21 protein-coding genes are annotated in these 20,597 nt (G+C 70.6%); 11 read left to right on the top strand and 10 right to left on the bottom strand.

The window, feature by feature from the left end; all coding sequences use genetic code 11:
• Window positions 1-189: 189 nt before the first annotated feature.
• A complete protein-coding gene (locus KF708C_RS26935) occupies window positions 190-1,458 on the bottom strand; it encodes an efflux RND transporter periplasmic adaptor subunit (protein ID WP_059414111.1) in 1,269 nt (422 codons plus the stop codon).
• A gap of 138 nt (window positions 1,459-1,596) precedes the next feature.
• The gene (locus KF708C_RS26930; protein ID WP_043367010.1) at window positions 1,597-2,517 is read right to left on the bottom strand and encodes an alpha/beta hydrolase; all 921 of its coding nucleotides are present in this window, start codon (window positions 2,515-2,517) and stop codon (window positions 1,597-1,599) included.
• 370 nt (window positions 2,518-2,887) lie between these two features.
• Here KF708C_RS26930 and KF708C_RS26925 point away from each other — a divergent pair, with 370 nt between their 5' ends.
• Complete coding sequence (locus KF708C_RS26925; protein ID WP_059414109.1) at window positions 2,888-3,838, top strand: LysR family transcriptional regulator; 951 nt, start codon at window positions 2,888-2,890, stop codon at window positions 3,836-3,838.
• Between the two features lie 11 nt (window positions 3,839-3,849).
• Here the strand turns inward: KF708C_RS26925 and KF708C_RS26920 are convergent, their stop codons facing one another.
• A complete protein-coding gene (locus tag KF708C_RS26920) occupies window positions 3,850-4,302 on the bottom strand; it encodes a RidA family protein (protein ID WP_059414107.1) in 453 nt (150 codons plus the stop codon).
• A gap of 148 nt (window positions 4,303-4,450) precedes the next feature.
• Between KF708C_RS26920 and KF708C_RS26915 the strand changes: the two genes are divergently transcribed.
• From KF708C_RS26915 to KF708C_RS26905, 3 genes are all read left to right on the top strand, one after another.
• Window positions 4,451-5,110, top strand: a complete 660-nt coding sequence (locus KF708C_RS26915) for a helix-turn-helix transcriptional regulator (RefSeq protein ID WP_059414104.1) — start codon at window positions 4,451-4,453, stop codon at window positions 5,108-5,110.
• 103 nt (window positions 5,111-5,213) lie between these two features.
• Window positions 5,214-6,053, top strand: a complete 840-nt coding sequence (locus KF708C_RS26910; protein ID WP_082079950.1) for an alpha/beta hydrolase — start codon at window positions 5,214-5,216, stop codon at window positions 6,051-6,053.
• 97 nt (window positions 6,054-6,150) lie between these two features.
• Window positions 6,151-6,795 (top strand): LysE family translocator, encoded by a 645-nt coding sequence (locus tag KF708C_RS26905; RefSeq protein WP_059414102.1) that lies wholly within the window; start codon window positions 6,151-6,153, stop codon window positions 6,793-6,795.
• A 28-nt stretch (window positions 6,796-6,823) separates the two neighbouring features.
• On the opposite strand, the gene KF708C_RS26900 is transcribed toward KF708C_RS26905, so the two are convergent.
• The 4 genes from KF708C_RS26900 to KF708C_RS26885 all read right to left on the bottom strand — a co-directional run bounded on the left by KF708C_RS26900 (window position 6,824) and on the right by KF708C_RS26885 (window position 9,474).
• Entirely contained in the window at window positions 6,824-7,066 is a 243-nt protein-coding gene (locus tag KF708C_RS26900) for a hypothetical protein (protein ID WP_020205509.1), read from the bottom strand.
• Between the two features lie 195 nt (window positions 7,067-7,261).
• A complete protein-coding gene (locus KF708C_RS26895) occupies window positions 7,262-8,176 on the bottom strand; it encodes a glutaminase (protein ID WP_020205508.1) in 915 nt (304 codons plus the stop codon).
• 100 nt (window positions 8,177-8,276) lie between these two features.
• Entirely contained in the window at window positions 8,277-8,969 is a 693-nt protein-coding gene (locus tag KF708C_RS26890; RefSeq protein WP_020205507.1) for an LrgB family protein, read from the bottom strand.
• The gene (locus KF708C_RS26885) at window positions 8,962-9,474 is read right to left on the bottom strand and encodes a CidA/LrgA family protein (protein WP_082079948.1); all 513 of its coding nucleotides are present in this window, start codon (window positions 9,472-9,474) and stop codon (window positions 8,962-8,964) included. Before KF708C_RS26885 ends, KF708C_RS26890 begins: the two co-directional genes overlap by 8 nt.
• Before the next feature lie 192 nt (window positions 9,475-9,666).
• On the opposite strand from KF708C_RS26885, the gene KF708C_RS26880 reads away from it, so the two are divergent.
• The gene (locus tag KF708C_RS26880) at window positions 9,667-10,557 is read left to right on the top strand and encodes a LysR family transcriptional regulator (RefSeq protein ID WP_059414100.1); all 891 of its coding nucleotides are present in this window, start codon (window positions 9,667-9,669) and stop codon (window positions 10,555-10,557) included.
• 30 nt (window positions 10,558-10,587) lie between these two features.
• Here the strand turns inward: KF708C_RS26880 and KF708C_RS26875 are convergent, their stop codons facing one another.
• Window positions 10,588-11,844 carry a glutamate carboxypeptidase gene (locus tag KF708C_RS26875; protein WP_020205504.1) on the bottom strand — a complete coding sequence of 419 codons (1,257 nt, stop codon included), beginning with the start codon at window positions 11,842-11,844 and terminating at the stop codon, window positions 10,588-10,590.
• Window positions 11,845-11,964: 120 nt separating this feature from the next.
• Between KF708C_RS26875 and KF708C_RS26870 the strand changes: the two genes are divergently transcribed.
• Window positions 11,965-13,071: a GlxA family transcriptional regulator gene (locus KF708C_RS26870; RefSeq protein ID WP_059414098.1), complete on the top strand. Its 1,107-nt coding sequence runs from the start codon at window positions 11,965-11,967 to the stop codon at window positions 13,069-13,071.
• A gap of 25 nt (window positions 13,072-13,096) precedes the next feature.
• Here KF708C_RS26870 and KF708C_RS26865 read toward each other — a convergent pair whose 3' ends face one another.
• Window positions 13,097-13,828, bottom strand: a complete 732-nt coding sequence (locus tag KF708C_RS26865; protein WP_020205502.1) for a BON domain-containing protein — start codon at window positions 13,826-13,828, stop codon at window positions 13,097-13,099.
• A 153-nt stretch (window positions 13,829-13,981) separates the two neighbouring features.
• A complete protein-coding gene (locus KF708C_RS26860) occupies window positions 13,982-14,407 on the bottom strand; it encodes an OsmC family protein (RefSeq protein ID WP_020205501.1) in 426 nt (141 codons plus the stop codon).
• Window positions 14,408-14,827: 420 nt separating this feature from the next.
• Here KF708C_RS26860 and KF708C_RS26855 point away from each other — a divergent pair, with 420 nt between their 5' ends.
• From KF708C_RS26855 to KF708C_RS26835, 5 genes are all read left to right on the top strand, one after another.
• Entirely contained in the window at window positions 14,828-15,913 is a 1,086-nt protein-coding gene (locus tag KF708C_RS26855) for a calcium:proton antiporter (RefSeq protein ID WP_029044145.1), read from the top strand.
• Between the two features lie 85 nt (window positions 15,914-15,998).
• Window positions 15,999-16,922: a LysR family transcriptional regulator gene (locus KF708C_RS26850; protein ID WP_043367138.1), complete on the top strand. Its 924-nt coding sequence runs from the start codon at window positions 15,999-16,001 to the stop codon at window positions 16,920-16,922.
• Window positions 16,923-17,313: 391 nt separating this feature from the next.
• On the top strand, window positions 17,314-18,387 hold the full coding sequence (locus KF708C_RS26845) for a porin (RefSeq protein ID WP_059414096.1): 1,074 nt from the start codon (window positions 17,314-17,316) through the stop codon (window positions 18,385-18,387).
• A gap of 131 nt (window positions 18,388-18,518) precedes the next feature.
• Entirely contained in the window at window positions 18,519-19,214 is a 696-nt protein-coding gene (locus tag KF708C_RS26840) for a Crp/Fnr family transcriptional regulator (RefSeq protein WP_059414094.1), read from the top strand.
• Between the two features lie 143 nt (window positions 19,215-19,357).
• Window positions 19,358-20,596, top strand: coding sequence for an ABC transporter substrate-binding protein (locus tag KF708C_RS26835; RefSeq protein WP_156173968.1), 1,239 nt, complete (start codon window positions 19,358-19,360; stop codon window positions 20,594-20,596).
• Window position 20,597 lies beyond the last annotated feature (1 nt).

Genomic DNA, 20,597 nt, shown 5'->3' with positions numbered 1-20,597 from the left:
TCTCGGCGAAAGCGCTCCCCCTGGCGGCCCGGGTGGCGGGCGCCATATGGAGCGTGGGGAAGCAAATAAATGGCTCGGTTTTCCGGGGGGCGGCGTTTCGCCCCCCCGGCCCCTCTCCCGCACGCGGGAGAGGGGAGCAAACCCTCAGCAGATTCCGTTCATGTCGGGTTCATGTCGGCCATTCGGGGCTCAGGTCACCGGCTTGCCCTCGGCGGCCTTGTCGGTTTCCTTGTCGGCGGCGGCCTGCTTGCGCTCGGCGGCGTCGGCGCGCTGGTCCAGCTCGCGCTTGTAGGCCATCTCCACCGCCTTGGGCGATACCGTGTCGCCGGGGCGCACGCGCTGCAGGCCGTTGACCACGATCTTCTCGTCGGCCTTCAGGCCCTGGCGGATCACGCGCAGGCCTTCGTACGACGGTCCGAGCGTGACTTCGCGGTAGGCCAGCTTGTTGGCCTTGTCCAGCACCAGCACGAACTTCTTGCCCTGGTCGGTACCGATCGCGCGGTCATTGATCAGCACCACCGGATGCGGCGCGCCGCCGCCGAGCTTGATGCGCGCGTACAGGCCCGGCAGCAGGCGGCCGTCCGGGTTGTCGAACACGGCGCGCACGCGGATGGTGCCGCTGCGCGTGTCGAGCCGGTTGTCGATCGACTGGATGCGGCCCTCGCGCGGGTATTCGTCCTCGTTGCCCAGGCCCAGGAACACGGGCAGCCTGGACTGCGCGCCCTGGGCGCCGCCCGTGCCGCCGGCCTCGGGCGCGGTGTAGCGCAGGTAGGTCTGCTCGTCGACCTCGAAGTTGGCGTACATCGGCGACACCGACACCACCGTGGTCAGCACCGGCGACGAAGCGCCCGGCGCGACCAGGTTGCCGACCGTGATCTCGGCGCGCGAGACGCGCCCGCTCACCGGCGCCACGATGCGGGTATAGGTCAGGTTCAGCCGCGCCACTTCGAGCGAGGCCTGCGCGGCGCGCACGTTGGCGACTTCCTCGCGCGCGGTGTTGTCGCGCTCGTCGAACTCGCGGCGCGACACGGCGTTGTCCTGCACCAGCCGCTGGGCGCGCGCCAGTTCGGTCTGCGCGTGCGAGGCGCGCACCTGGGCGGCGGCCAGCGCGGCCTCGGCGCGCGCCACTTCGGCGGCGTAGGGGCGCGGGTCGATGGTAAACAGCGGGTCGCCCTTCTTCACCAGCGCGCCCTCGCGGAAGTGCACGGCGTCGATGGTGCCGCCCACCCGCGCGCGGATTTCCACGCGGTCCACCGCTTCGAGGCGGCCGGAGAACTCGTCCCACTCGGTGATGGTCTTGCCGATCACGCCGGCCACGTCCACGGCGGTCGGGGCGGGTGCCGGCACGGCCTGCGCCTCGCCGGCATGCCAGGGCTTGAGCAATGAGGTCGCCAGGCCCGCGCCGAGCACGGCGACGATGGCCAGGGCAATCATGGTGCGTCGATATTGCTGCTTCATTTTTCTACACTCCGTATTCCGTAGCGGGTTTTCTTCAACTGGAAAGCAAAAAAAGGACGAACGCCGCCGCCGGGGCGCGCCAGGGGCCGCGCCCGGTATGCCTGCTCGCGCAGGCCGGCTTGTCGTGGTTCGCGCGGGTCAGCCTGGCGAGCTGGCGCCCGGGTCGCGTCCGGTCCTTGGTGAGGCATCGTCATCGCCGGCAAGGCAGCCTTGCAGGTAATGCGCGCCTTCGTTGACCCAGACCTGACATCGGTCGAGGGTCTGTTCCACCCCGTCGCCACAGGCGCCGGGCATGATTCTGGCTTCGGCCGGCACGCCGGCCGCCTGCAGCCGCGCGGCGAAGGCCTCGCCCTCGGCGCGCAGCGCATCTTCTTCCGCCACCTGGATCAGCGTGGGCGGCAAGCCCGCCAGCCGCGAGGCCAGCGCGGGCGCCGCATACGGGTGCACGCTGGCGGCCGGGGTCGGCAGGTAATCGCGGTAGAAACCCGCCAGGCGCTGCAGCCGCTCCAGCGACACGCTCGGCCCGCCCTGCGCGAACGCGCACGAGGCGTGCTCCAGGCAGGGGTCCGTCACCGGCCGGATCAGCCACTGCGCGCGCGGCTCGGGCAGGCCGCGGTCGCGCAGCATCTGCGACAGCGCGATCGCCAGGTTGCCGCCGGCCTCCTCGCCCACCAGGGCGAAGCGCAGCTTGTCCACCTTCAGGCGGCGCGCGTGACGCAACACCCAGGCGGTGGTATTGAATACGTCTTCCGGCGCCGCCGGAAACGGAAAATCGGGTGCCAGCGAATAGGCCGGCGTCACCACCACCGCCGGCATCGTGGCCGCCAGCCACGCGGCCAGGCGCTGGGATTTCTCCACGCTGCATTCCACGAAGCCGCCCGCGTGCAGATAAAGCAGCCACGGCAGCAGCGCGGCGCCCTTGCCTTCCGGATAGCCCGGCGGATAGCTCAGGCGCACCAGGATCGTGCGGCCGCAGCTCTCGACGGCGTGCTCGGTCGTGCGTCCCACGGCCAGTTCGGCGGCGGACGCTGCGGCTGCAGCTTTCGATCGGGAAGGCATGGCGATCACATGCGCCGCGTTAACGGCGCTTCCATTGCATATTGCGATGCAGCGAATTATGGTGGTTGATAAAGGTGGGATAAAGCGAGGCTTTACCAATGCACTGTTTCTGCCGTGAAATAATCCGGCGCGCCCGCGGCGGGAAACCCTGCGCCGTGCAAGGTCATTGGTTTTGTGATCCACTCCCGCACTTCCGCGGCCGCGCGCGCTGCGCGATGCGCTCCCGGCCCGGCCGCTAAAGGTCTGGCCCGGGCGGCCGACAAGTCCAGCAGGCCCTGTAATCCCAACAGGCCCGGCAGGCCCGACGGACTCGACAAGAAGTCCGGCACGCCAGCCAGGCCCGCCCGTATCCTTTTCCCGGGGAGTGAACATGGATCGTCTCGTATCAATGCAGGCATTCACCCGCGTCGTGGATATAGGCAGCTTCGCGCGGGCGGCCGAATCGATGGATCTGCCCAAGGCCACCCTCACGCGGCTGATCCAGAACCTGGAAACGCACCTCGGCGTGAAGCTGCTGCATCGCACGACGCGGCGCATCAGCGTCACCACCGATGGCGCTGCCTATTACGAGCGCTGCGTGCGCATCCTGGCCGACGTGGAGGAAGCCGAGCAGTCGCTGACCCACCAGAACAACACGCCGCGCGGCACGCTGGCGGTGGACACCTCCGCCGGGCTGGCGCAGATGGTGCTGATCCCCGGGCTGCACGAGTTCTTCGCCGCCTATCCCGAGCTGAAGATGGAGCTGACCATCAACGGCAAGCCCATCGACCTGCTCAAGGAAGGCGTGGACGTGGTGCTGCGCGTGGGCGACCCGGTGGACGAGACGATGGTGGCGCGCCGCATCGGGCAGCTGCGCCTGGGCTTCTACGGCTCGCCGCTCTACCTCAACCGCCAGGGCACGCCCACGCAGCCGAGCGACCTCGCGCAGCACAGGGCGGTCAACTACCTGTCCAACCGCACCGGCCGCGAAATGCCGTGGCCGATGGGCCAGGGCGACAAGCGCACCGAACTGCTGCTGCCTTCGGCCATCTCCACCAACGACGCCGACGCCTACCTGGCCTGCGCGCTCGAAGGCCACGGCCTGGCGCGCATCTCGCGCATGATGGCGCAGCCCTACGTGGAAAGCGGCCGGCTGGTCGAAGTGCTGACCGACTGGCCCACCGACTCGCTGCCGGTGTCCGCGATGTATCCGCAGAACCGCCACCTGTCGGCCAAGGTCCGCGTATTCGTCAACTGGGCCGCCGACCTGTTCGCCCGCCACCCGCATTTCGGCGACAGCAAGGACGGCCGCCCCGCGCAGCCGCCCAAGCTGGCGGCGTAGGCGCGGCCGCATCACGCCGGGCGGGCCGCCGGGGCATCCGCCACCGCCAGCGCTTCGATCTCGAACAGCATGCCGTCCAGCGCCAGCCGCGGCACCGGGATCAGCGTGCAGGCCGGCGCGGGCGCGTCGCCCCAGATCCGGCGCAGCTCGCCGGACAGCACCGCCAGGCGCGCTTCGCTGTGATCCACCACCAGTACCGTGAGCCTGGCCACCTGCCGCGGCTGCGAGCCCGCCGCCGCCAGCGCCACGCACAGGTTGTCCAGCGCCTGCCGCACCTGGGCCGCGAAACCGGCGGGCAGGCTGCCGTCGGCGCGTTCGCCGCCCTGCCCGGCCACGCAGACCAGGGCGGCGCCGGGCGGAATCATCGCCACGTGGGAATAGCCGTTGGCGCGGGGATCGTACAGGCCGAGCGGGTTGAGCATGGTGAGCTGGCGCGGCGCGGGCCGGATGCCGGGGGCGTGCATGGGGCGGTCTCCTTTTGACTCTTGACGAATGCGACGGATGCGGCGGATGCGGCGGATGCCGGACAGGGCGGAAGCAAAGCGCCGCGCTCGACAACGCGCGCGGGCTGCCCTAATATCCAAGAAAGTTTTTGGATATTAGGGCGCCACCATGCATTACGCAATAGAAAACTTGGATAACCCTGCCGGGTCTCCGGGTGATCGCATCCTGTTCCTGCTCAAGACGCGCGGCCCGGCTTCCACCACGCAGATCGCCCAGGCCCTCGGCGGCACCGCCGAGGCCGCGCGCCAGCAGGTGCACAAGCTGCTGGCGGCGGGACTGATCGAAGGCCGCCAGCAGACCCCGGCCGGCGCCGGGCGGCCCCGCCAGGACTGGGTGCTCACCGCCAGCGGCCACGGCCGCTTTCCCGACACCCACGCTCAACTGACCATCCAGTTGATCGGCTCGGTGCGGCAACTGTTCGGCGAAGCCGGCATGGAACAACTGATCGCCAGGCGCGAAGCCGACACCCGCGCGCAATACCTCGCCGCGGTGGCGGGGCAGGCGGAGATCGGCCGGCGGCTGGAGACGCTGGCCGGGCTGCGCAGCGCCGAAGGCTACATGGCGCGGCTCGAGCGCGACGGCGAAGACTGGCTGCTGATCGAAGACCATTGCCCGATCTGCGCGGCGGCGCAGGCCTGCCAGGGCTTTTGCCGCGCCGAGCTGGAGATCTTCCGCGAGGTCGCCGGCGCCGGCGCCACCGTCGACCGCGAAGAGCATCTGCTGAGCAACGCGCGCCGCTGCGTGTACCGGATCCGCGCGGCGGCCTGACGCGGGCGGGCCGCGTTTGATGGGCGGGCGCGGCAATGCTATCTTGGGCCGGCCGCCCGGCACCCCGACAAGAAACCGGCGCCCGCCACCAATGGAGACAACCATGCCGAACCGCCCCGCTTCCGGATTCGCCCGCCTGCCCGGCGCGGCATGGATGATGGCCCTGCTGCTCGCCGTGCTGCTTGCCCAGGCGTGGCTGGCCGCGCCGGCGCACGCGCAAGGCGCGCCGGAAGTGATCGACATCCCGACCCGGCCCGGCGTCACGCAGCGCTTCATCTACCTCGCGCCGGCGCAGCCGACCGCCGCCGTGATCCTCTACGCGGGCGGCCACGGCGGGCTGCGCATCGCGCCCGGCGGCAGCTTCGGCTGGGGCGCCAACAACTTCCTGGTGCGCGCGCGGCAACTGTTCGTCGACAACGGCCTGGCCGTGGCGGTGGTCGACGCGCCCAGCGACCGCCTCGCGCCGCCCTTCCTCAACGGCTTCCGCCAGACCGCCGAGCACGCGCAGGACGCCCAGGCCGTGATCGCCTGGATGCGCAGCCGCGCCAAGGTGCCCGTGTGGCTGGTCGGCACCAGCCGCGGCACCCAGTCGGTGGCCGCCATCGCCATCCGGCTGGCCGACGGCGGCGGCCCCGACGGCATCGTGCTGACCTCCACCATCCTGCGCGAGGAGCGCGGCCGCGCCGTGCCCGCGATGGACCTCGACAAGCTCAAGGTGCCGGTGCTGGTGGTGCACCACGTGCAGGACGGCTGCAAGCTGTGCCCGTTCGGCGAGGTGCAGGGCCTGATGGACAAGCTGGCGAAGGCGCCCAGGGCCGGCCTGATCCGCTTCGACGGCGGCAGCAACGAGGGCGATCCGTGCGAGGCGCTGGCCTACCACGGCTTCAACGGCATCGAGCCGCAGGTGGTGCAGGCCACGGCGCGCTGGATGGCGCAGAAGTAGCCGCGCAAGCGGCCATGACAGCCAAAGTGGCCACCGCGCGCGCGGACGCTAGAATGGCGGGCATGCCTTCCGCCCCGCATCTCATCAGGAACCCGCCATGACCCATTCCACGCTGCTGCTGTTCGTGCTGGCCTCGGCCGTCACCATCGCCACGCCCGGCCCGACCGTGCTGCTGGCGCTCAGCAACGGCTCGCGCTTCGGCGTGCGCGCGGCCTGCTGGGGCATGGCCGGCGCGGTGTGCGCCGACATGCTGCTGATCGCCACCGCCGCGGCCGGGCTGGGCGCGGTGATCGCCGCGTCGGAGGTCGCCTTCCGCGCGCTCAAGTGGATCGGCGCCGCGTACCTGGCCTACGTGGGCTGGAAGCTGCTGCGCGCCAGGGTCGGCCACCTGCCCGCCGGGGCCGCGCGGCAAGCCGGCCACCCGCGGGAAAGCGCGCCCGCGCGCGAGCTGTTCATGCGCTGCTTCCTGGTGGCCGCGACCAACCCGAAGGCGCTGCTGTTCATGTCCGCCTTCCTGCCGCAGTTCATCGACACCGGCGCGCCGCTGCTGCCGCAATACGCGCTCATCATGGCCATCCTGGCGCTGCTGAACCTGCTGGCCATGCTGGTCTACGCCATCCTCGGCGCGCGCGTGATGCACGCGTTCCGCGACAGCGGCATGCGCTGGCTCAACCGCGTCTCCGGCGCGACGCTGATCGGCCTGGCCGGCGTGCTGGCGGTGTACCGGCGCGCGCAGGCCTGAACCGCCGCCGGCCAGGCCGCGCCGGCGGCTACGGCAGGCGCGCCGCCATCTCCTTGCCATGCACGAAGCCCGCGGCCTCGGCCGCCTCGGGCGTCGAGTACTGCTCCGAGGGCTTGGCGGACTCCACCAGGGTGCTCGCGGCCCGGATATTGGTGCCGGGCCGGCACACGCGCACCGTGTAGTCCCACGCGCTGGGCGTCTTGGCGCGCACCAGCACCTGCACCTCGTGCGTTTCGAACACACGCTTCTTCCAGGCAATCTCATAGGGCATGACTGTCTCCGTTCTTATGGGGCGGTCCCGGTGCCGCCGCTGGCGAACGATGGCGCTTGCGCGTCACCCGCGCCCGCGCGCGCGGGTGCCGGAACCTAATCACTATCCTATCAAAGCTGGCCGCGAACGCCGCCCGCGTCGGGCCGGCTGTTGCGCCGGCGACACCGTGCCGGCGCCCTGCCGGCACGCAGATGCTCAGAAGATGGAGTGCCCGCTGAGCGTGGTCAGCCATTCCAGCGCCTGCACGCCGGCCAGCGAATTGCCGCTGTGGTCCAGCCCCGGCGACCACACGCACACCGCCCAGCGGTGCGGCAGCACGGCGACGATGCCGCCGCCCACGCCGCTCTTGGCCGGCAGGCCGACGCGGTAGACGAAATCCCCGGCCGCATCGTAGGTGCCGCAGGTCAGCATGAGCGCGGACAGTCGCTTGGCCGGGCTGGCGCCGAGGATGCGCTCGCCGCTCCACGGCACCACGCCGCCGTGCGCGAGGAACAACGCGGCGCGGGCCAGGTCCTGGCAGCTCATGGTGATGGCGCACTGGCGGCAATAGGCCTCGATGACCTTGTCGACGGGCATCTCCAGGCGGCCGAAGCTCTTCATGAAATAGGCCATCGCGCGGTTGCGCTCCGCGTGCTCGGACTCGGACTGCGCCACGCGGGTGTCGTAGTCGATGGCGGGATTGCCGCTGAGGCGGCGCATGAACTGCACCAGCGCGGTCTCGGCCTGGACGAAGCGGCTGCACAGGACATCCGTCACCACCAGCGCGCCGGCGTTGATGAACGGGTTGCGCGGCAGGCCCTGCTCGTATTCGAGCTGCACCAGCGAGTTGAAGGCGTTGCCCGAAGGCTCGCGCCCGACGCGCTGCCACAGGTCTTCGCCCAGCAGCTGGAACGCCAGCGTGCAGGCGAACAGCTTGGAGATGCTCTGGATCGAGAACGGCACCGCGGCGTCGCCCACGCAGTGGCTGCGGCCGTCGGCGAACACCAGCGCCATGCCGAAGCGGTCGCCGCGGACCTTGCCAAGTTCGGGAATGTAGTCCGCCACCTTGCCCTGGCCGAGCAGGGGCTGGATGTCGCGGTGGATGCGTTCGAGGATGTGCGCGTAGTCCATGCGTGGCGGCGGGCGTGGGTTGAAAAAACAGCGCACATCGTACCGCGGCACGGGCGGCGCGGGGCCGCCCCCCGCGTCGAAAGATCGAAAGGCCGGAAGGTCAGAAGAACAGGCCGCGGATCAGCGGCGCGGCCAGCACGCTGACCAGCCCCGCGATCATCATCACCAGCGAGGCCACCACGCCCTGCACTTCGCCGAGCTGGCGCGCCTTGGCGGTGCCGGCGCCGTGCGCCGCCGCGCCGAAGATGGCGCCCTGCGCGAGCCGGCTGCGCACCGACGGCAGGCACGCGAGCACGGTCTCGCCGATGGCCATGCCCAGCAGCCCGGTGATGACCACGAACACCGCGGCCAGATCGGGCGGCCCGCCCAGCGCGCGCACCGCGTCCACCGCGAACGGCGTGGTCACGGAACGCACCGCCAGCCCCTTCTGCAGCGCCTCCGACAAGCCGAAGCCGCGCGCCAGCCAGACCGAGCTGAACACGGACGTCGTCACCGCGGCCAGCACGCCGAGCGAGATCGACAGCCAGTGCTGGCGCACCAGCGCGCGATGGTCGTAGATGGGCAGCGCGAAGGCGATGGTGGCCGGGCCCAGCAGCCACATCAGCCAGCGCGTGTCGGCGATGTAGTCGCGATAGGGAATGCGCGCGGCCAACACCAGCGCGATCAGCACCACCGGCGTGGCCAGCAGCGGCATCAGCCACAGCCGCGCGCGGCGCGCGTAGACGCGCTTGTTGAGATAGTAGAAGGCGACGGTGGCCGCGAAGCTCAGCGCCGCCAGCACGGTATCACGCATGACGATGCTGCTCCTTGCCCAGGTGCCGCTGCCGGAGATGCTTGCGCCCGCGCGCGCGGCGCGCCAGGCGCAGCTCCAGCCGGTAGACCTGCTCCACCACCAGCGCCGTGACCAGCATCACCGCCACCGTGCTGGCGCCGATCACCGCGCAGATGCGCAGGCCCTGGTGCCGGACCAGGTCCGGGTACTGCACCACGGCCAAGACGGCGGGAATGAAGAACAGCAGCATCTCGCCCAGCAGCCAGTCGGCGCCGCGCCGCACCCAGCCGCCGCGCACGGCGCCGCTGAACAGCAGCGCCGCCAGCGCCATCAGGCCCAGCAGGCCGGTCGGCAGCGGAATGCCCAGGCGCACGCGCAGCCAGTCCGCCAGCAGCCACAGGGCGGACAGCGCGGCCACCTGCGCGCCGGCCACGGCGCCGTTGCGCAGCCGGCCGGCGGGCCGCGGGGAGGAAATGGACGGCGCCGGGTGGCCGGCGTCCGGCGTGGAGGGAACTGCGCTGTGCATGGATCGGGGAAAAACCGGGGATGGCGATGGAAGCTAGTGTACGAAGCGCACTTCGATATATAAAATGAATATAAATTATCGAATCGATGCCGATCTGGAATACCAATCCGGCGCGGCGATCCGACCACGATCCGACCACGATCCGACCGCAATCCGACGGCGATCGGAGTTGGCAATCTTTCAGGCAGCCCAATGGACATTCGCGCCCTGCGCTATTTCGTCGAGGTGGTCCGCCAGGGTGGCTTCACCCGCGCGGCCGAGACCCTGCACGTGACCCAGCCCACCATCAGCAAGATGGTCAAGAGCCTGGAGGAAGAACTGGGCGGCCCGCTGCTGCTGCGCGAAGGCCGCACCGTGCAGCTGACCGACGCCGGCGAGGTGGTGTTCGCGCGCGGCCAGGCCGTGCTGGCCGAGGTGGCCCGCCTGCGCCAGGAAGTGGCCGAGGTGGACGGCATGGCGCGCGGCGAGCTGCGGGTCGGCATTCCGCCGATGGCCGGGCGCTACATGGCGCCGGTGATCGGCGCGTACCGGCGCCTGTACCCGGGCGTCAAGCTGCGGCTGCGCGAGCAAGGCGGCCGCGCGCTGGAGGAAGGCGTCGCCGCCGGCGAGCTGGACCTCGGCGTGACCGTGCTGCCGGCGGCGGTGGCGGGGCTGGCCAGCCTGGCCGTGACCAGCCACGCGCTGGTCGCGGTGTTCCCCGCCGGCGACGCGCCGCGCAAGGCCGGCGCGGTGAAGCTGGCGGATCTGGCCGACCGGCCGTTCGTGATGTACGAGGACGACTTCGTGCTCTACCGCATGCTGCTCGACGCCTGCGAGGCGGCCGGCTTCACGCCGCAGATCGCCGGGCAGAGCCGCCAGTGGGACTTCATCGGCGAGCTGGTGGCGGCCGGCGTGGGCGTGGCGATCCTGCCCGCGCCGGTCGCCGGCCAGCTCGACCCCGCGCGCGTGGCCACCCGCCCGCTGGCCGCGGGGCTGGTGTGGGAGCTTGGCCTGGTCTGGCGCGAGGGCTACCTGTCGCGCGCCGCGCGCGCGTGGCTGGCCTGCTGCAAGCAGGCTTTCGGCACCGCCCGCAAGCCCGCCTGAAACACGCCGCGCCGCAATCGCGCGCGGCCCTCAGTCGCGGCCGATCTCCTGCAGGATGCGCGACATCAGGTAAAGCCGCGGCACGATCGAGTCGATCTCGATGTATTCGTCGCGCGCGTGGTAGCCGAAGCCCGCCAGCCCGAAGCTCTCCAGCACCGTGGGCTTGCCCGAGCGCGCGGCGTAGCCCGCGTCGGTGCCGCCGCCGGTCTGCGGCACCATCGTCAGCTCGCGGTCGATCTCCTGGTAGATGGCCTGCGCGCGCGCCGCCAGCGCGCGGCCGCGCTGGTCCGCCACGTAGGGCGGATGTCCCGGGGTCAGCGTCAGCGTGGTTTCCGTGTCGGGGATCAGCTTGCCGGCGGCCAGCTTGCTCTGCAGCGCGGCCTGCAGCTTTTCCAGCGCGCCGGGCCGGGTCAGCCGCACGTCGCCCACCGCCTCGGCTTGCTCCGTGACCTGGTTGAGCGGGCCGCTGGCGCTGGCGCGGGTCCAGATCAGCGCGGCGCCGGGCACGTCCCTGGCCACGTCGCGCGTCTGCAGCATCTGGTAGGACAGTTCATAGAGCGCGTTGCGGCCCAGTTCGGGCGCGGCGCCCGCATGCGCGGCGCGGCCCTTCACGTCTAGCGTGGCGGTGGCCACGCCGGCCGAGGCCAGCAGCAGCGGCTGGCCCTTCATGACCACCGAGCCCGCCGACGGCTCGCAGGACAGCACCACGTCATGCTGCTCGGCCAGCGTGGCGATGGTGTCGCCCGAGCCCGGCGAGCCCACTTCCTCGTCCGGGTTGAACAGTACCGTAAGCCGGGCGTAGTCCTGCCAGCCGGCGGCCTTGAGCAGCGCCAGCGAGTGCAGGATCACGGCGATGCCGCCCTTGTCGTCGGCGATGCCGGGGCCGTACAGGCGGTTGCCGTCCTGCCGGATCGGCTGGGTGGCCAGCGTGTCGGGGCCGTAGACGGTGTCCATGTGCGCGATCAGCATGATGCGGCGGCGCCCGTTGCCGGTGAAGGTGCCCTTGACGATGGTGCCGGGCCCGCGCGTGACGGCGATGCGCTCGGTGGTGGCGCCGAGCGCCTTGAGGCGGCCCTCGGTGAAGCTGGCCATCCGCGCCAGGCCCGCGGCATTGGCGCTGCCCGACTCGATCGACACCATGTCCTTGAGCGACTGGATCACCGCGGGCTGGGCCGCGCGCGCGCCATCGAGCAGTTGCTGGTCGGCCGCGCGGGCGCTGCCGGCGGCGCCGAGCGCCAGGGCGAGCACGGCGGCGGCATGGGTAAGTCGGCGCAGGGATGGCTGCATGAAGTCTCCTGTTGGCATTGTTGTCGTGGCGGCGGCGTGGTGCCGGCCGAGCGACGATGCTAGCCCGGGCGCGCGCCTCGGGGTAGGATCGATCCCGCCATTTGGAATGCCGATCTCGCCATGACCGCCTGCGCCGACCCGACCGCCCTTCCACCCGCCGCCGCGCCGCCACCGCGCGCCGTGCCGCTGCGCGTGCGCCTGCTGTGGCTGCCCGATGCCATGCCGGGCATGCTGTTCGGCGCGCTGGACGTGCTGCGCACCGCGGCCGGCGTGGCCCGCCTGCAGCGCCCCGACGCCGACCCCGACCTGAGCTGGAGCGTGATCGGCCCCGGCGGCCGCGCGCTGTCGCTGCCCGCGCTCGGGCTGGAGCCGTCGCGCCGCCGCCGCGGCGGCGAGGACGGCAACGCGCTGGTGGTGGTGCCGGGCGTGCACGCGCGCAACGCGCCGCACCTGGAGGAGATCGTGAGCGGCGCCGGCCCGGCGCTGCGCCTGCTGGAGCGGCACGCGCAGGCGGGCGGCTGGATCGCGGCCGGCGAATGCGGCATCGCCTTCCCGGCCGAGCTCGGCCTGCTCGACGGCGCGCGCATGGGCGCGCCGTGGCCGTTCCAGAGCTGGATGGCCAGGCGCTATCCGCGTTGCGATTTCTCCGCGAGCGAGCCCATGAGCGTGCACCAGCGCGTGTTCGGCTGCGTGGCGCCGGCGCTCCAGACCGAGTTCATGCTGCGCGTGCTGGGCCACCTGCACGACCCCGATCTCGCGCAGGCCTGCTCGCGGCTGCTGCTGTACCAGGCCGGGCGCCAGCAGCTGACGCCGGAGCTGGTCTCGCAGCGCTGGCTGAGCCGCACCGCCGACAGCCCGGTCTACCGCGCCATGCGCTGGCTGCAGGCCAACGTGGACGCGCCCTACCGGCTCGCGCAGGTGGCCGAGGCCGCCGCGGTCAGCGAGCGCACCTTGCTGCGGCACTTCCGCCAGGTCAGCGGCATGAGCCCGCTCGACTACCTGCACACGCTGCGCGTGGAGCGCGCCAAGACCTTGCTGGAAGTGACGCTGCACGGCGCGCAGGCGGTGGCCGAGGCGTGCGGCTACAGCGACGCGGCGGCGTTCCGCCGGCTGTTCCAGCGGGCCACGGGGATGTCCATGTCGAACTACCGCGCGCGCTTCGCGCTGCGGGCGCAGCGGCGCTACTGGCGCGTGGAGGACATGGCGCGCGCCACGGGCGGGGCGTAGCGCGCCGCGCCCGCCGCGGGGGACTTTAGTTGCTCAGGACGATGCGGTTGACCACGTCCTCCACGCCGTGGACGTACCAGGCGTCGCGCTCGGCCTGGCGCCGGGCGGTCTCGCTGGTGGCATAGCCTTCGAGCGTGACGACGCGGTTGCGCGTCTGCACGTGGATGCGGTCGGCGTCGACGAACGGATCGGTTTCCAGCACCAGGCGCAGCGCCTCGGTGACTTCGTCGTCGCGGTCGGTCTCGGCCGGGGCCACCACCAGTTCGTTGACGACGCAGCGGCAGCCGCGCGACCACCACGCCAGCACCCCGGCCAGGCGCATGTGCGACAGGCTGATCACGTGGCCGCGCAGCGTGACCACGCCGTCGGTGACTTCGATGGCGATCTCGCCGCTGGATTCGCCCACGGCCTCGCGCACGGGCTCCACGCGGCCCTTGGCATGGGCGCAGATGCGGCAGTTGCGGAAATCGATGGCCTGCAGCAGCCGCACGCAGATCGCATTGCGCAGCTCCGCGTCGCCCACCGGCGTGCCCTCGGCCGCGATGCGCAGGTGGTCTATCACCTCGGGCACGCCGTCGACGCGGCGCACCATCGCGGCCACGCGGGATTTGTCGACGATGTCCGGGACGTCGCCTTCGAGGATCAGCGCGCCGTCGCTCAGGCGCAGGTGGATGGTGGGATGGATGGGATGGCTGTGGAACGGCACGTGGGCGATGGCCGCCCGGGCCTGGGTCAGGACTGCTTCACTGCTATGCATGATGTCTGCCTTATCTTTAATGGGTCTGGATATAGGAGACGCGTTCCGTCCGGCAAACGCACGCGATGCCGCGCGCCGGAGTGCGGCGCGCGGCAGGCAGTTTTCATTATAGGAAGCCAGTCCGGGCGTGCCCGGACTGTTGGCGCGGCGGGCTCAGGTCTCCACCGTGGCGTGCATGCTGATTTCGGCCTTGAGCACCTTCGACACCGGGCAGCCCGCCTTGGCCGCCTGCAGGCAACGCTCCACGGCGGCCTTGTCGGCGCCCGGCACGCGCACCGCCACGTCGAGCTGCACCGCGGTGATGGTGAAGCCGCTGTCGTCCTTGTCCAGCGTGACGGTGGCCTTGGTCTCGATCTTCTCCGGCACCAGCTTCGCCTCGCCAAGGATCAGCGACAGCGCCATCGAGAAGCAGCCCGCGTGCGCCGCGCCGATCAATTCCTCGGGGTTGGTGCCGGGGCCGCCTTCGAAGCGCGCCTTGAAGCCGTAGGGCGCGTCCTTCAGCACCCCGCTCTGGGCCGAGATGGTGCCCTGCCCGTCCTTGATGCCGCCCTGCCATCTGGCCGATCCATACTTTTGCATGACTGTGCTCCCACGAGGAAAAGCGAAAAGGTTGCGGCAGGGCCTGCGCCGAGCCGATGATGTGACGGAACCGCGTCCCGCCCGGACCGCTTGCCGCGCGCGTGCGCCGCATGCGGCGCCGGCGCGCTCCGGTGCCGCCGGCTTCACCCGGGACGGCGCCATCTGGCGGAAATTCGCCGAAGCAACGGCAATTCCAGCAAATTCACCACCAATTTCTGTCAATTCATGCGAATTATCGGGAACCGAATTACCCGCGGGCCTGCCTTATCTCCGCGATGCACGCCTGGCGCGCGGCTTGCGTGCCCAGGCTGAACCACAATAGGACGCAAAGGGGGAAACGGCCAGCGGCATGCCCGGCGGGCCCGATACGGCACAAAACCGCGCCACCATCGCAAGATCCAACGAAAAAAGGGAGAACGGATGACTTTGACTTCGACGAAACTGCCGGCCTGGACGCTGTGGCTGCCGCTGGCGGCCTGGGCCATCCTGGCGGCGGGCCTGGCGCTGCCCGGCCAGGCGCTGCTGCTGGCGCTGGCCGGCGTGGCACTGGCGGGTTCCGTGTTCGCCGCCGTGCATCACGCCGAGGTGGTGGCGCACAAGGTGGGCGAGCCGTTCGGCACGCTGGTGCTGGCCATCGCCGTGACGGTGATCGAGGTGGCGCTGATCGTCTCGGTGATGCTCTCGGCCGGCCCGGAAAAGGCCGGACTCGCGCGCGACACGGTGTTCGCCGCGGCCATGCTGGTATGCAACGGCATCGTCGGGCTGTGCCTGCTGGTGGGCGGCCTGCGCCACCGCGAGCAGGCCTTCCAGGCGCCCGGCGCCACCGCCGCGCTGGCGGTGCTGGCCGCGCTGGCGGGACTGACGATGGTGCTGCCGAACTACACCAGCGCGGTGCCCGGGCCGATGCTGTCGCAGTCGCAGCTGGCCTTCGCCGGCATCGCCTCGCTGGTGCTGTACGGCAGCTTCGTGTTCGTGCAGACGGTGCGCCACCGCGACTACTTCCTGGTGCCCGGCAACTCCGACGAAAGCGTGCACGCGCCGCCGCCGCCCACGCGCGTCGCGCTGGCCAGCGGCGGCATGCTGCTGGTGTGCCTGGTGGCGGTGGTCGGGCTGGCCAAGCTGCTCTCGCCGACGGTGGAAGCCGCGGTGGCCAGCGCCGGCGCGCCGCCCGCGGTGGTGGGCATCGTGATCGCCGCGCTGGTGCTGCTGCCCGAAGGCCTGGCCGCGCTGCGCGCCGCGCGCGCCGACCGGCTGCAGACCAGCATGAACCTGGCGCTGGGCTCGGCGCTGGCCAGCATCGGCCTGACCATTCCCACCGTGGCGGCGGTCTTCATCGTGGTCGGCAAGCCGCTCGTGCTGGGCCTGGGGCCGACCGAGACCGTGCTGCTGGCGTTCACGCTGCTGGTCAGCACGCTGACGCTGCACTCGGGGCGGACCACCATGCTGCAGGGCGTGGTGCACCTGGTGCTGCTGGCGGCCTACCTGTTCCTGTCGGTGGTGCCCTGAGCGCGCCCCCGTTCCGGGCCAGGCGCGCGCACGATCCTTGCTAGCGAGAACTTATCGTTCTCACTAGCGCCCGAGCGCCCACGCCATGCTCCACCCGCCTCGCCTGTACCTCTACCTGGACGCCGTGGCCCGCCACGGCTCCATCCGCAAGGCCGCCGAACAGCTGCACGTGGCGTCCACCGCGCTGAACCGCAAGATCCTGGAGGTGGAGCAGCAGGTCGGCACCGCGCTGTTCGAGCGCCTGCCGCGCGGCGTGCGCCTGACCGCCGCCGGCGAGGTGCTGATCGCCACCGTGCGGCGCAGCCTGGCCGACCTGGACGCCGCCGCCGCGCAGATGGAGCAGCTGCGCGGGCTGGTGCGCGGCACCGTGCGCGTGGCCACGGTGGAATCGGTCGCCACCGATTTCCTGCCCGAGGTCATCGGCCGCTACCAGGCCACCCACCGCGGCGTGCAGTTCCGCGTCTCGGTGGGCAACTCCGGCGAGCTGCTGGCCGCGCTGCGCGAGGACGAGGCGGACCTGCTGCTCGCGCACGACCCGCCGCCCACGCCGTTCCTGCACGAGCTGTCGGTCTCCGCGCAGCCGTTCTGCGCCATGATGCGGCCCGACCATCCGCTGGCGGAGCGGCGCTCGCTGCGCCTGTCCGACTGCCAGCCCTACCCGGTCGCGCTCGGGCCCGAGAGCTTCGGCAGCCGGCAGTTGATCGAGGCCATCTGCGCGCGCAACCGGCTGTCGCTGCGGGTCATGCTGGAGGCCACCACGGTGGAGATGCTCAAGAGCTTCTCGCGCCAGACCGGCGCCATCAGCTTCCAGTTCCAGGCCGGCACGCTGCGCGAGACGCGCCAGGGCACGCTGACCGCCATCCCGCTGTCGGACCCCGAGCTGTGCGCCGGCCGGCTGGTGCTGGGCGCGCGCAAGGGCCGCATCCTGCCGCCGGCGGCGGCGGCCTTTTCCGAGCACCTGAAGGCCGCGCTGGCGGGGCTGTACCAGCCGCTGGCGCAAGCCGCGTGAGGCGACGGCGCCGACAGCACCGGGCGACGATGGCGCCGGCTCCGCCAGCGCACACATTTTGCGCGCGCCATGAGAAGAAATAAGTGCTGGTTGCGTGCGATCGAATTGCCGCAAACTGCATCCATCGCAGCCATCCATCGCCAACCGATGCAACATCCACGACGCGCGCAGGCCGGCCCGCGGCGGCCGCCAGCCTAGCGGCGGGCCCGCCCTGGGCCCGGCCATTTCCAGCGAACCGCAAGACGCCAGATGCAACGGGGACGTGTCCCGCTCACGCCCCCGCGGGCCCTGTCGCGCCCGCGCCGGGCCGGCGCCCGGATGCAGCGATGCCATACCACAAGAGCCAGCAACCACAGCAATGACAAGAACGGGATCAACCAGGGAGGTCTTCATGCATTACAAGTTCAAGCCGGTGGTCAAACCGGCGATCATGGCCGCAGCCTTGCTGTGCGGCAGCGCGATGGCGCAGTCCAGCGTCACGCTCTACGGCATGGTCGACGCCTTCGCCGGCGCCAGCAAGACCGGTGGCGGCCAGCGCGCCTACGGCGTTGACAGCGGCGGCATGCAGACCTCGTACTGGGGCGTGCGCGGCACCGAGGACCTCGGCAGCGGCCTCAAGGCGATCTTCGACCTCAACGGCTTCTTCCGCCCCGACGCCGGCAAGCAGGGCCGCTTCGACGGCGACCCGCTGTTTACGCGCAACGCCTTCGTCGGCCTGCAGAGCGACAAGCTGGGCGCGGTCCGGCTCGGGCGCAACACCACGCCGTACTTCATCTCGACGATCCTGTTCAACCCGCTGATCGACTCCTACACCTTCTCGCCGTCGATCTTCCACACCTACTTCACCGCCAGCAACGGCCGCGTGTTCGACCCGGGCATCATCGGCGACTCGGGCTGGAGCAACTCGCTGGTGTACTCCACGCCCACCATCGGCGGCCTCACCGCCAACGCGATCTACGCCTTCGGCGAGCAGCCGGGCAGCAACGGCCAGAACAAGTGGGGCGGCAACGTGCTCTACTTCAACGGCGGCTTCGGCGCCACCGTGGCGTTCCAGCAGGTCAAGTTCAGCAACGTGCCGGGCGACGTCACCTCGCCCGCCACGCTGGCCGGCTTCGACAAGCAGAACGCGGTGCAGGTCGGCGTGAGCTACGACTTCAAGGTGGTCAAGCTGTTCGCGCAGGGCCAGTACATCAAGAGCAGCGTGAACAACGCCACCGGCGACATCAAGCACACCAACGGCCAGATCGGCGCGTCCATCCCGGTCGGCGCGGGCAGCGTGCTGGTCTCGTATGCCTACGACAAGACCAGGAACGACGCGGCGGACTTCCGGCGCAATACCGCGGGCCTCGCCTATGACTACAACCTGTCCAAGCGCACCGACGTGTACGTGGCCTACTTCTACGACAAGCTGACCGACCAGTCGCACGGCGACAGCTTCGGGCTGGGGATGCGGCACCGGTTCTGATGCGGGCGCGCTCCGGGGCTGCCGCGGCCGGCGGCGAGTTGGGGCCAGGGATTACCCTTAAGACAGCGCCGGTCCCCAATGGTGGCCGTACAATTTCCGCCATGTAGTCGGACATGTCCACGGAAGGCCCCATGAGCAAAGGCACCGCTGAAGGCTTGTCGCAGTTTCTGGCGATGGAAACCTGGCTCCCGCAAGGCGAGCAGGCTGCCTATCTGCGTTCGCTGACGCACCTGGGCGAATCTCTCAGTCTGGAGAGCGGGGTCTGCCTGTTCAGCCAGGGGCAGATCGACCAGGCGTTCTACGTGGTGGTGGAGGGCCGCCTCCACGTTCACATGCTCAGCGAGGACGGGCAGGAATCCATCCTCAACATCATGGGGCCGGGCAGCGTCATCGGCGAAGCCGCGGCCGTCCTGCAGCGCCCGCGCTGCGCGTCCGCGCGCACCATGGAGCCTTCGCGACTGCTGCGGTTCGACATCCGGCGAATGCCAGCGATGGTCGCGAGCGATCCGACCTTCGCCATGGCCATGCTGTACCTGCTCAGCATCAAACAGCGCCAGGCCATCGAACGGCTGCGGCAGACCGTGTTCGATCCGCCCGAACAACGCATCGTCCAGTTCCTCGAGCAGTTCCGGGTAACACACCAGCATCCCGAGTCCCCGGGGCGCGCGGTGGCCGTCGACCTCACGCATGAGCAGATCGGCCATCTCACCGACCTGTCCCGCGTTACCGTGACCCGCGTCCTCAACCGCTTCCGGCGTGACGGCGTCATTGCCTTCAGCGGCCGGCGCGTGCTCTTGCTGAAGTCTCTCGTTCAGCCCTCCCACTAGCGCCAGGCAAACACGCCGACGCGGGCGCGCGGCACCCCTTCGGGGAAACCCCTAGGGCTGCGTCCCCCTCTTGTATCGCCAGATACAGCGTGACGCGCCGCCCGCTGAGAGACTGCCCTCTCCACCAGCACGCAATCCGGCGCTTGCCTCCGAGTGGCAACGCGGCCGGCGCGAGCCGGGATCTTCGAGGGGGACAAGACATGTTGGGAATCAAGCGGTCCGCCGCGGCGCTCAGTCTCGCCGGCCTGGCGCTGGCCCACGCGGCAAGCGCCGATACGCGCCCGGAACTGCGCATCGGCGTGGTGAGTTCCATGACCGGCGGGGCATCGGCCATCGCCGCCGGCGCCGTGGCAACCATCAATCTGATGCAGGAGCGGCTGGGCCAGGACGCCGAACTCCCTTTCCGCGTCACGTTCGTCAAATACGACGACGGCTCCGATCCGGCGCGCGCGGTCAATGCCGCGCGCAAATTGATCCAGGAGGATCGCGTTCATCTCGTCATCTGCTGCACGACGACGCCCGCATCGCTGGCGGTCAACAAGGTGGTCGAGGAGGAGAAGACGCCGAATCTGTCGCTGGCCTCGGCGGCCGCGGTGATCGAGCCGGCCGATCAGCACCGCTTTACCTTCAAGACCCCGTTGACCGATCGCCTGATGATCGTCCGCACCGTCGACTACCTGCGCAGCAAGGGCTATCGCACGGTCGCCTTCATGGGCCTGGAGGATTCTTATGGCGAGGGCGGCTGGGTCGAATTCCAGCGCATCGCCGGCGAGAAAGGCATGAAGATCGTCTCGGCGGAACGCTTCGCGCGGGGCGACACCAATTTCACGCCGCAGGCGATGCGCGTAGTGCGGCAGAAACCGGATGCCGTGTACGTCCACGCCATCCCGCCTTCGTCCGCGCTGGCGCACGAAAGCCTGCGCCGGGTCGGCTTCGGGGGCGAGATCCTGCACGGTGCCGGCTCGTCCACCGCGGCGCTCATCGCCGTGGGCAAGAAGGCGATCGAGGGCGCCGTGGTCGGCACGGCCGCGCTCACCGTCTACCGGCAGCTGCCGGCCAGCCACCCGATCAAGCCGGTGGTCGAGCGCTTCGTCGGCCTGTATGAGGGCAAGTACGGCGCGGGCAAGGCCGACCTGTTCGCCGCGCAGGCCTACGACACCGTGAACATTCCGGTCGCCGCCTATCGCCAGGTCGTTGCCGCCGGCAAGGCTTCCGGCCTGGCCCAGGCCAGGCTCGCGTTGCGCGATGCGATCGAGCAGACGCGGGAATATGTCGGCGTCACCGGCATCTACAACTACAGTCCGCAGGACCACCTCGGCCTGGACGGGCGCAGCACCTTCCTCGCCATCGTCAGGAACGGCAGGTTCGAACTGCTGAAATGAC

It is taken from the genome of Cupriavidus basilensis (genome assembly GCF_000876015.1).
GTDB lineage: Bacteria > Pseudomonadota > Gammaproteobacteria > Burkholderiales > Burkholderiaceae > Cupriavidus > Cupriavidus basilensis_B.
Note: the sequence above shows the minus strand (reverse complement) of the source record. Positions and strands in the feature narration are given on the sequence as shown.

Excerpts from the sequence above, each read along its gene's own strand:
- KF708C_RS26895 (WP_020205508.1), bottom strand. The coding sequence starts at position 8,176 with ATGGACTACGCGCACATCCTCGAACGCATCCACCGCGACATCCAGCCC.
- KF708C_RS26920 (WP_059414107.1), bottom strand. The coding sequence starts at position 4,302 with ATGCACGCCCCCGGCATCCGGCCCGCGCCGCGCCAGCTCACCATGCTC.
- KF708C_RS26935 (WP_059414111.1), bottom strand. The coding sequence starts at position 1,458 with ATGAAGCAGCAATATCGACGCACCATGATTGCCCTGGCCATCGTCGCC.
- KF708C_RS26890 (WP_020205507.1), bottom strand. The coding sequence starts at position 8,969 with ATGCGTGATACCGTGCTGGCGGCGCTGAGCTTCGCGGCCACCGTCGCC.
- KF708C_RS26930 (WP_043367010.1), bottom strand. The coding sequence starts at position 2,517 with ATGCCTTCCCGATCGAAAGCTGCAGCCGCAGCGTCCGCCGCCGAACTG.
- KF708C_RS26905 (WP_059414102.1), top strand. The coding sequence starts at position 6,151 with ATGACCCATTCCACGCTGCTGCTGTTCGTGCTGGCCTCGGCCGTCACC.
- KF708C_RS26865 (WP_020205502.1), bottom strand. The coding sequence starts at position 13,828 with ATGCATAGCAGTGAAGCAGTCCTGACCCAGGCCCGGGCGGCCATCGCC.
- KF708C_RS26860 (WP_020205501.1), bottom strand. The coding sequence starts at position 14,407 with ATGCAAAAGTATGGATCGGCCAGATGGCAGGGCGGCATCAAGGACGGG.
- KF708C_RS26845 (WP_059414096.1), top strand. The coding sequence starts at position 17,314 with ATGCATTACAAGTTCAAGCCGGTGGTCAAACCGGCGATCATGGCCGCA.
- KF708C_RS26880 (WP_059414100.1), top strand. The coding sequence starts at position 9,667 with ATGGACATTCGCGCCCTGCGCTATTTCGTCGAGGTGGTCCGCCAGGGT.
- KF708C_RS26840 (WP_059414094.1), top strand. The coding sequence starts at position 18,519 with ATGAGCAAAGGCACCGCTGAAGGCTTGTCGCAGTTTCTGGCGATGGAA.
- KF708C_RS26885 (WP_082079948.1), bottom strand. The coding sequence starts at position 9,474 with ATGCACAGCGCAGTTCCCTCCACGCCGGACGCCGGCCACCCGGCGCCG.
- KF708C_RS26870 (WP_059414098.1), top strand. The coding sequence starts at position 11,965 with ATGACCGCCTGCGCCGACCCGACCGCCCTTCCACCCGCCGCCGCGCCG.
- KF708C_RS26850 (WP_043367138.1), top strand. The coding sequence starts at position 15,999 with ATGCTCCACCCGCCTCGCCTGTACCTCTACCTGGACGCCGTGGCCCGC.
- KF708C_RS26875 (WP_020205504.1), bottom strand. The coding sequence starts at position 11,844 with ATGCAGCCATCCCTGCGCCGACTTACCCATGCCGCCGCCGTGCTCGCC.
- KF708C_RS26925 (WP_059414109.1), top strand. The coding sequence starts at position 2,888 with ATGGATCGTCTCGTATCAATGCAGGCATTCACCCGCGTCGTGGATATA.
- KF708C_RS26915 (WP_059414104.1), top strand. The coding sequence starts at position 4,451 with ATGCATTACGCAATAGAAAACTTGGATAACCCTGCCGGGTCTCCGGGT.
- KF708C_RS26900 (WP_020205509.1), bottom strand. The coding sequence starts at position 7,066 with ATGCCCTATGAGATTGCCTGGAAGAAGCGTGTGTTCGAAACGCACGAG.
- KF708C_RS26855 (WP_029044145.1), top strand. The coding sequence starts at position 14,828 with ATGACTTTGACTTCGACGAAACTGCCGGCCTGGACGCTGTGGCTGCCG.
- KF708C_RS26910 (WP_082079950.1), top strand. The coding sequence starts at position 5,214 with ATGCCGAACCGCCCCGCTTCCGGATTCGCCCGCCTGCCCGGCGCGGCA.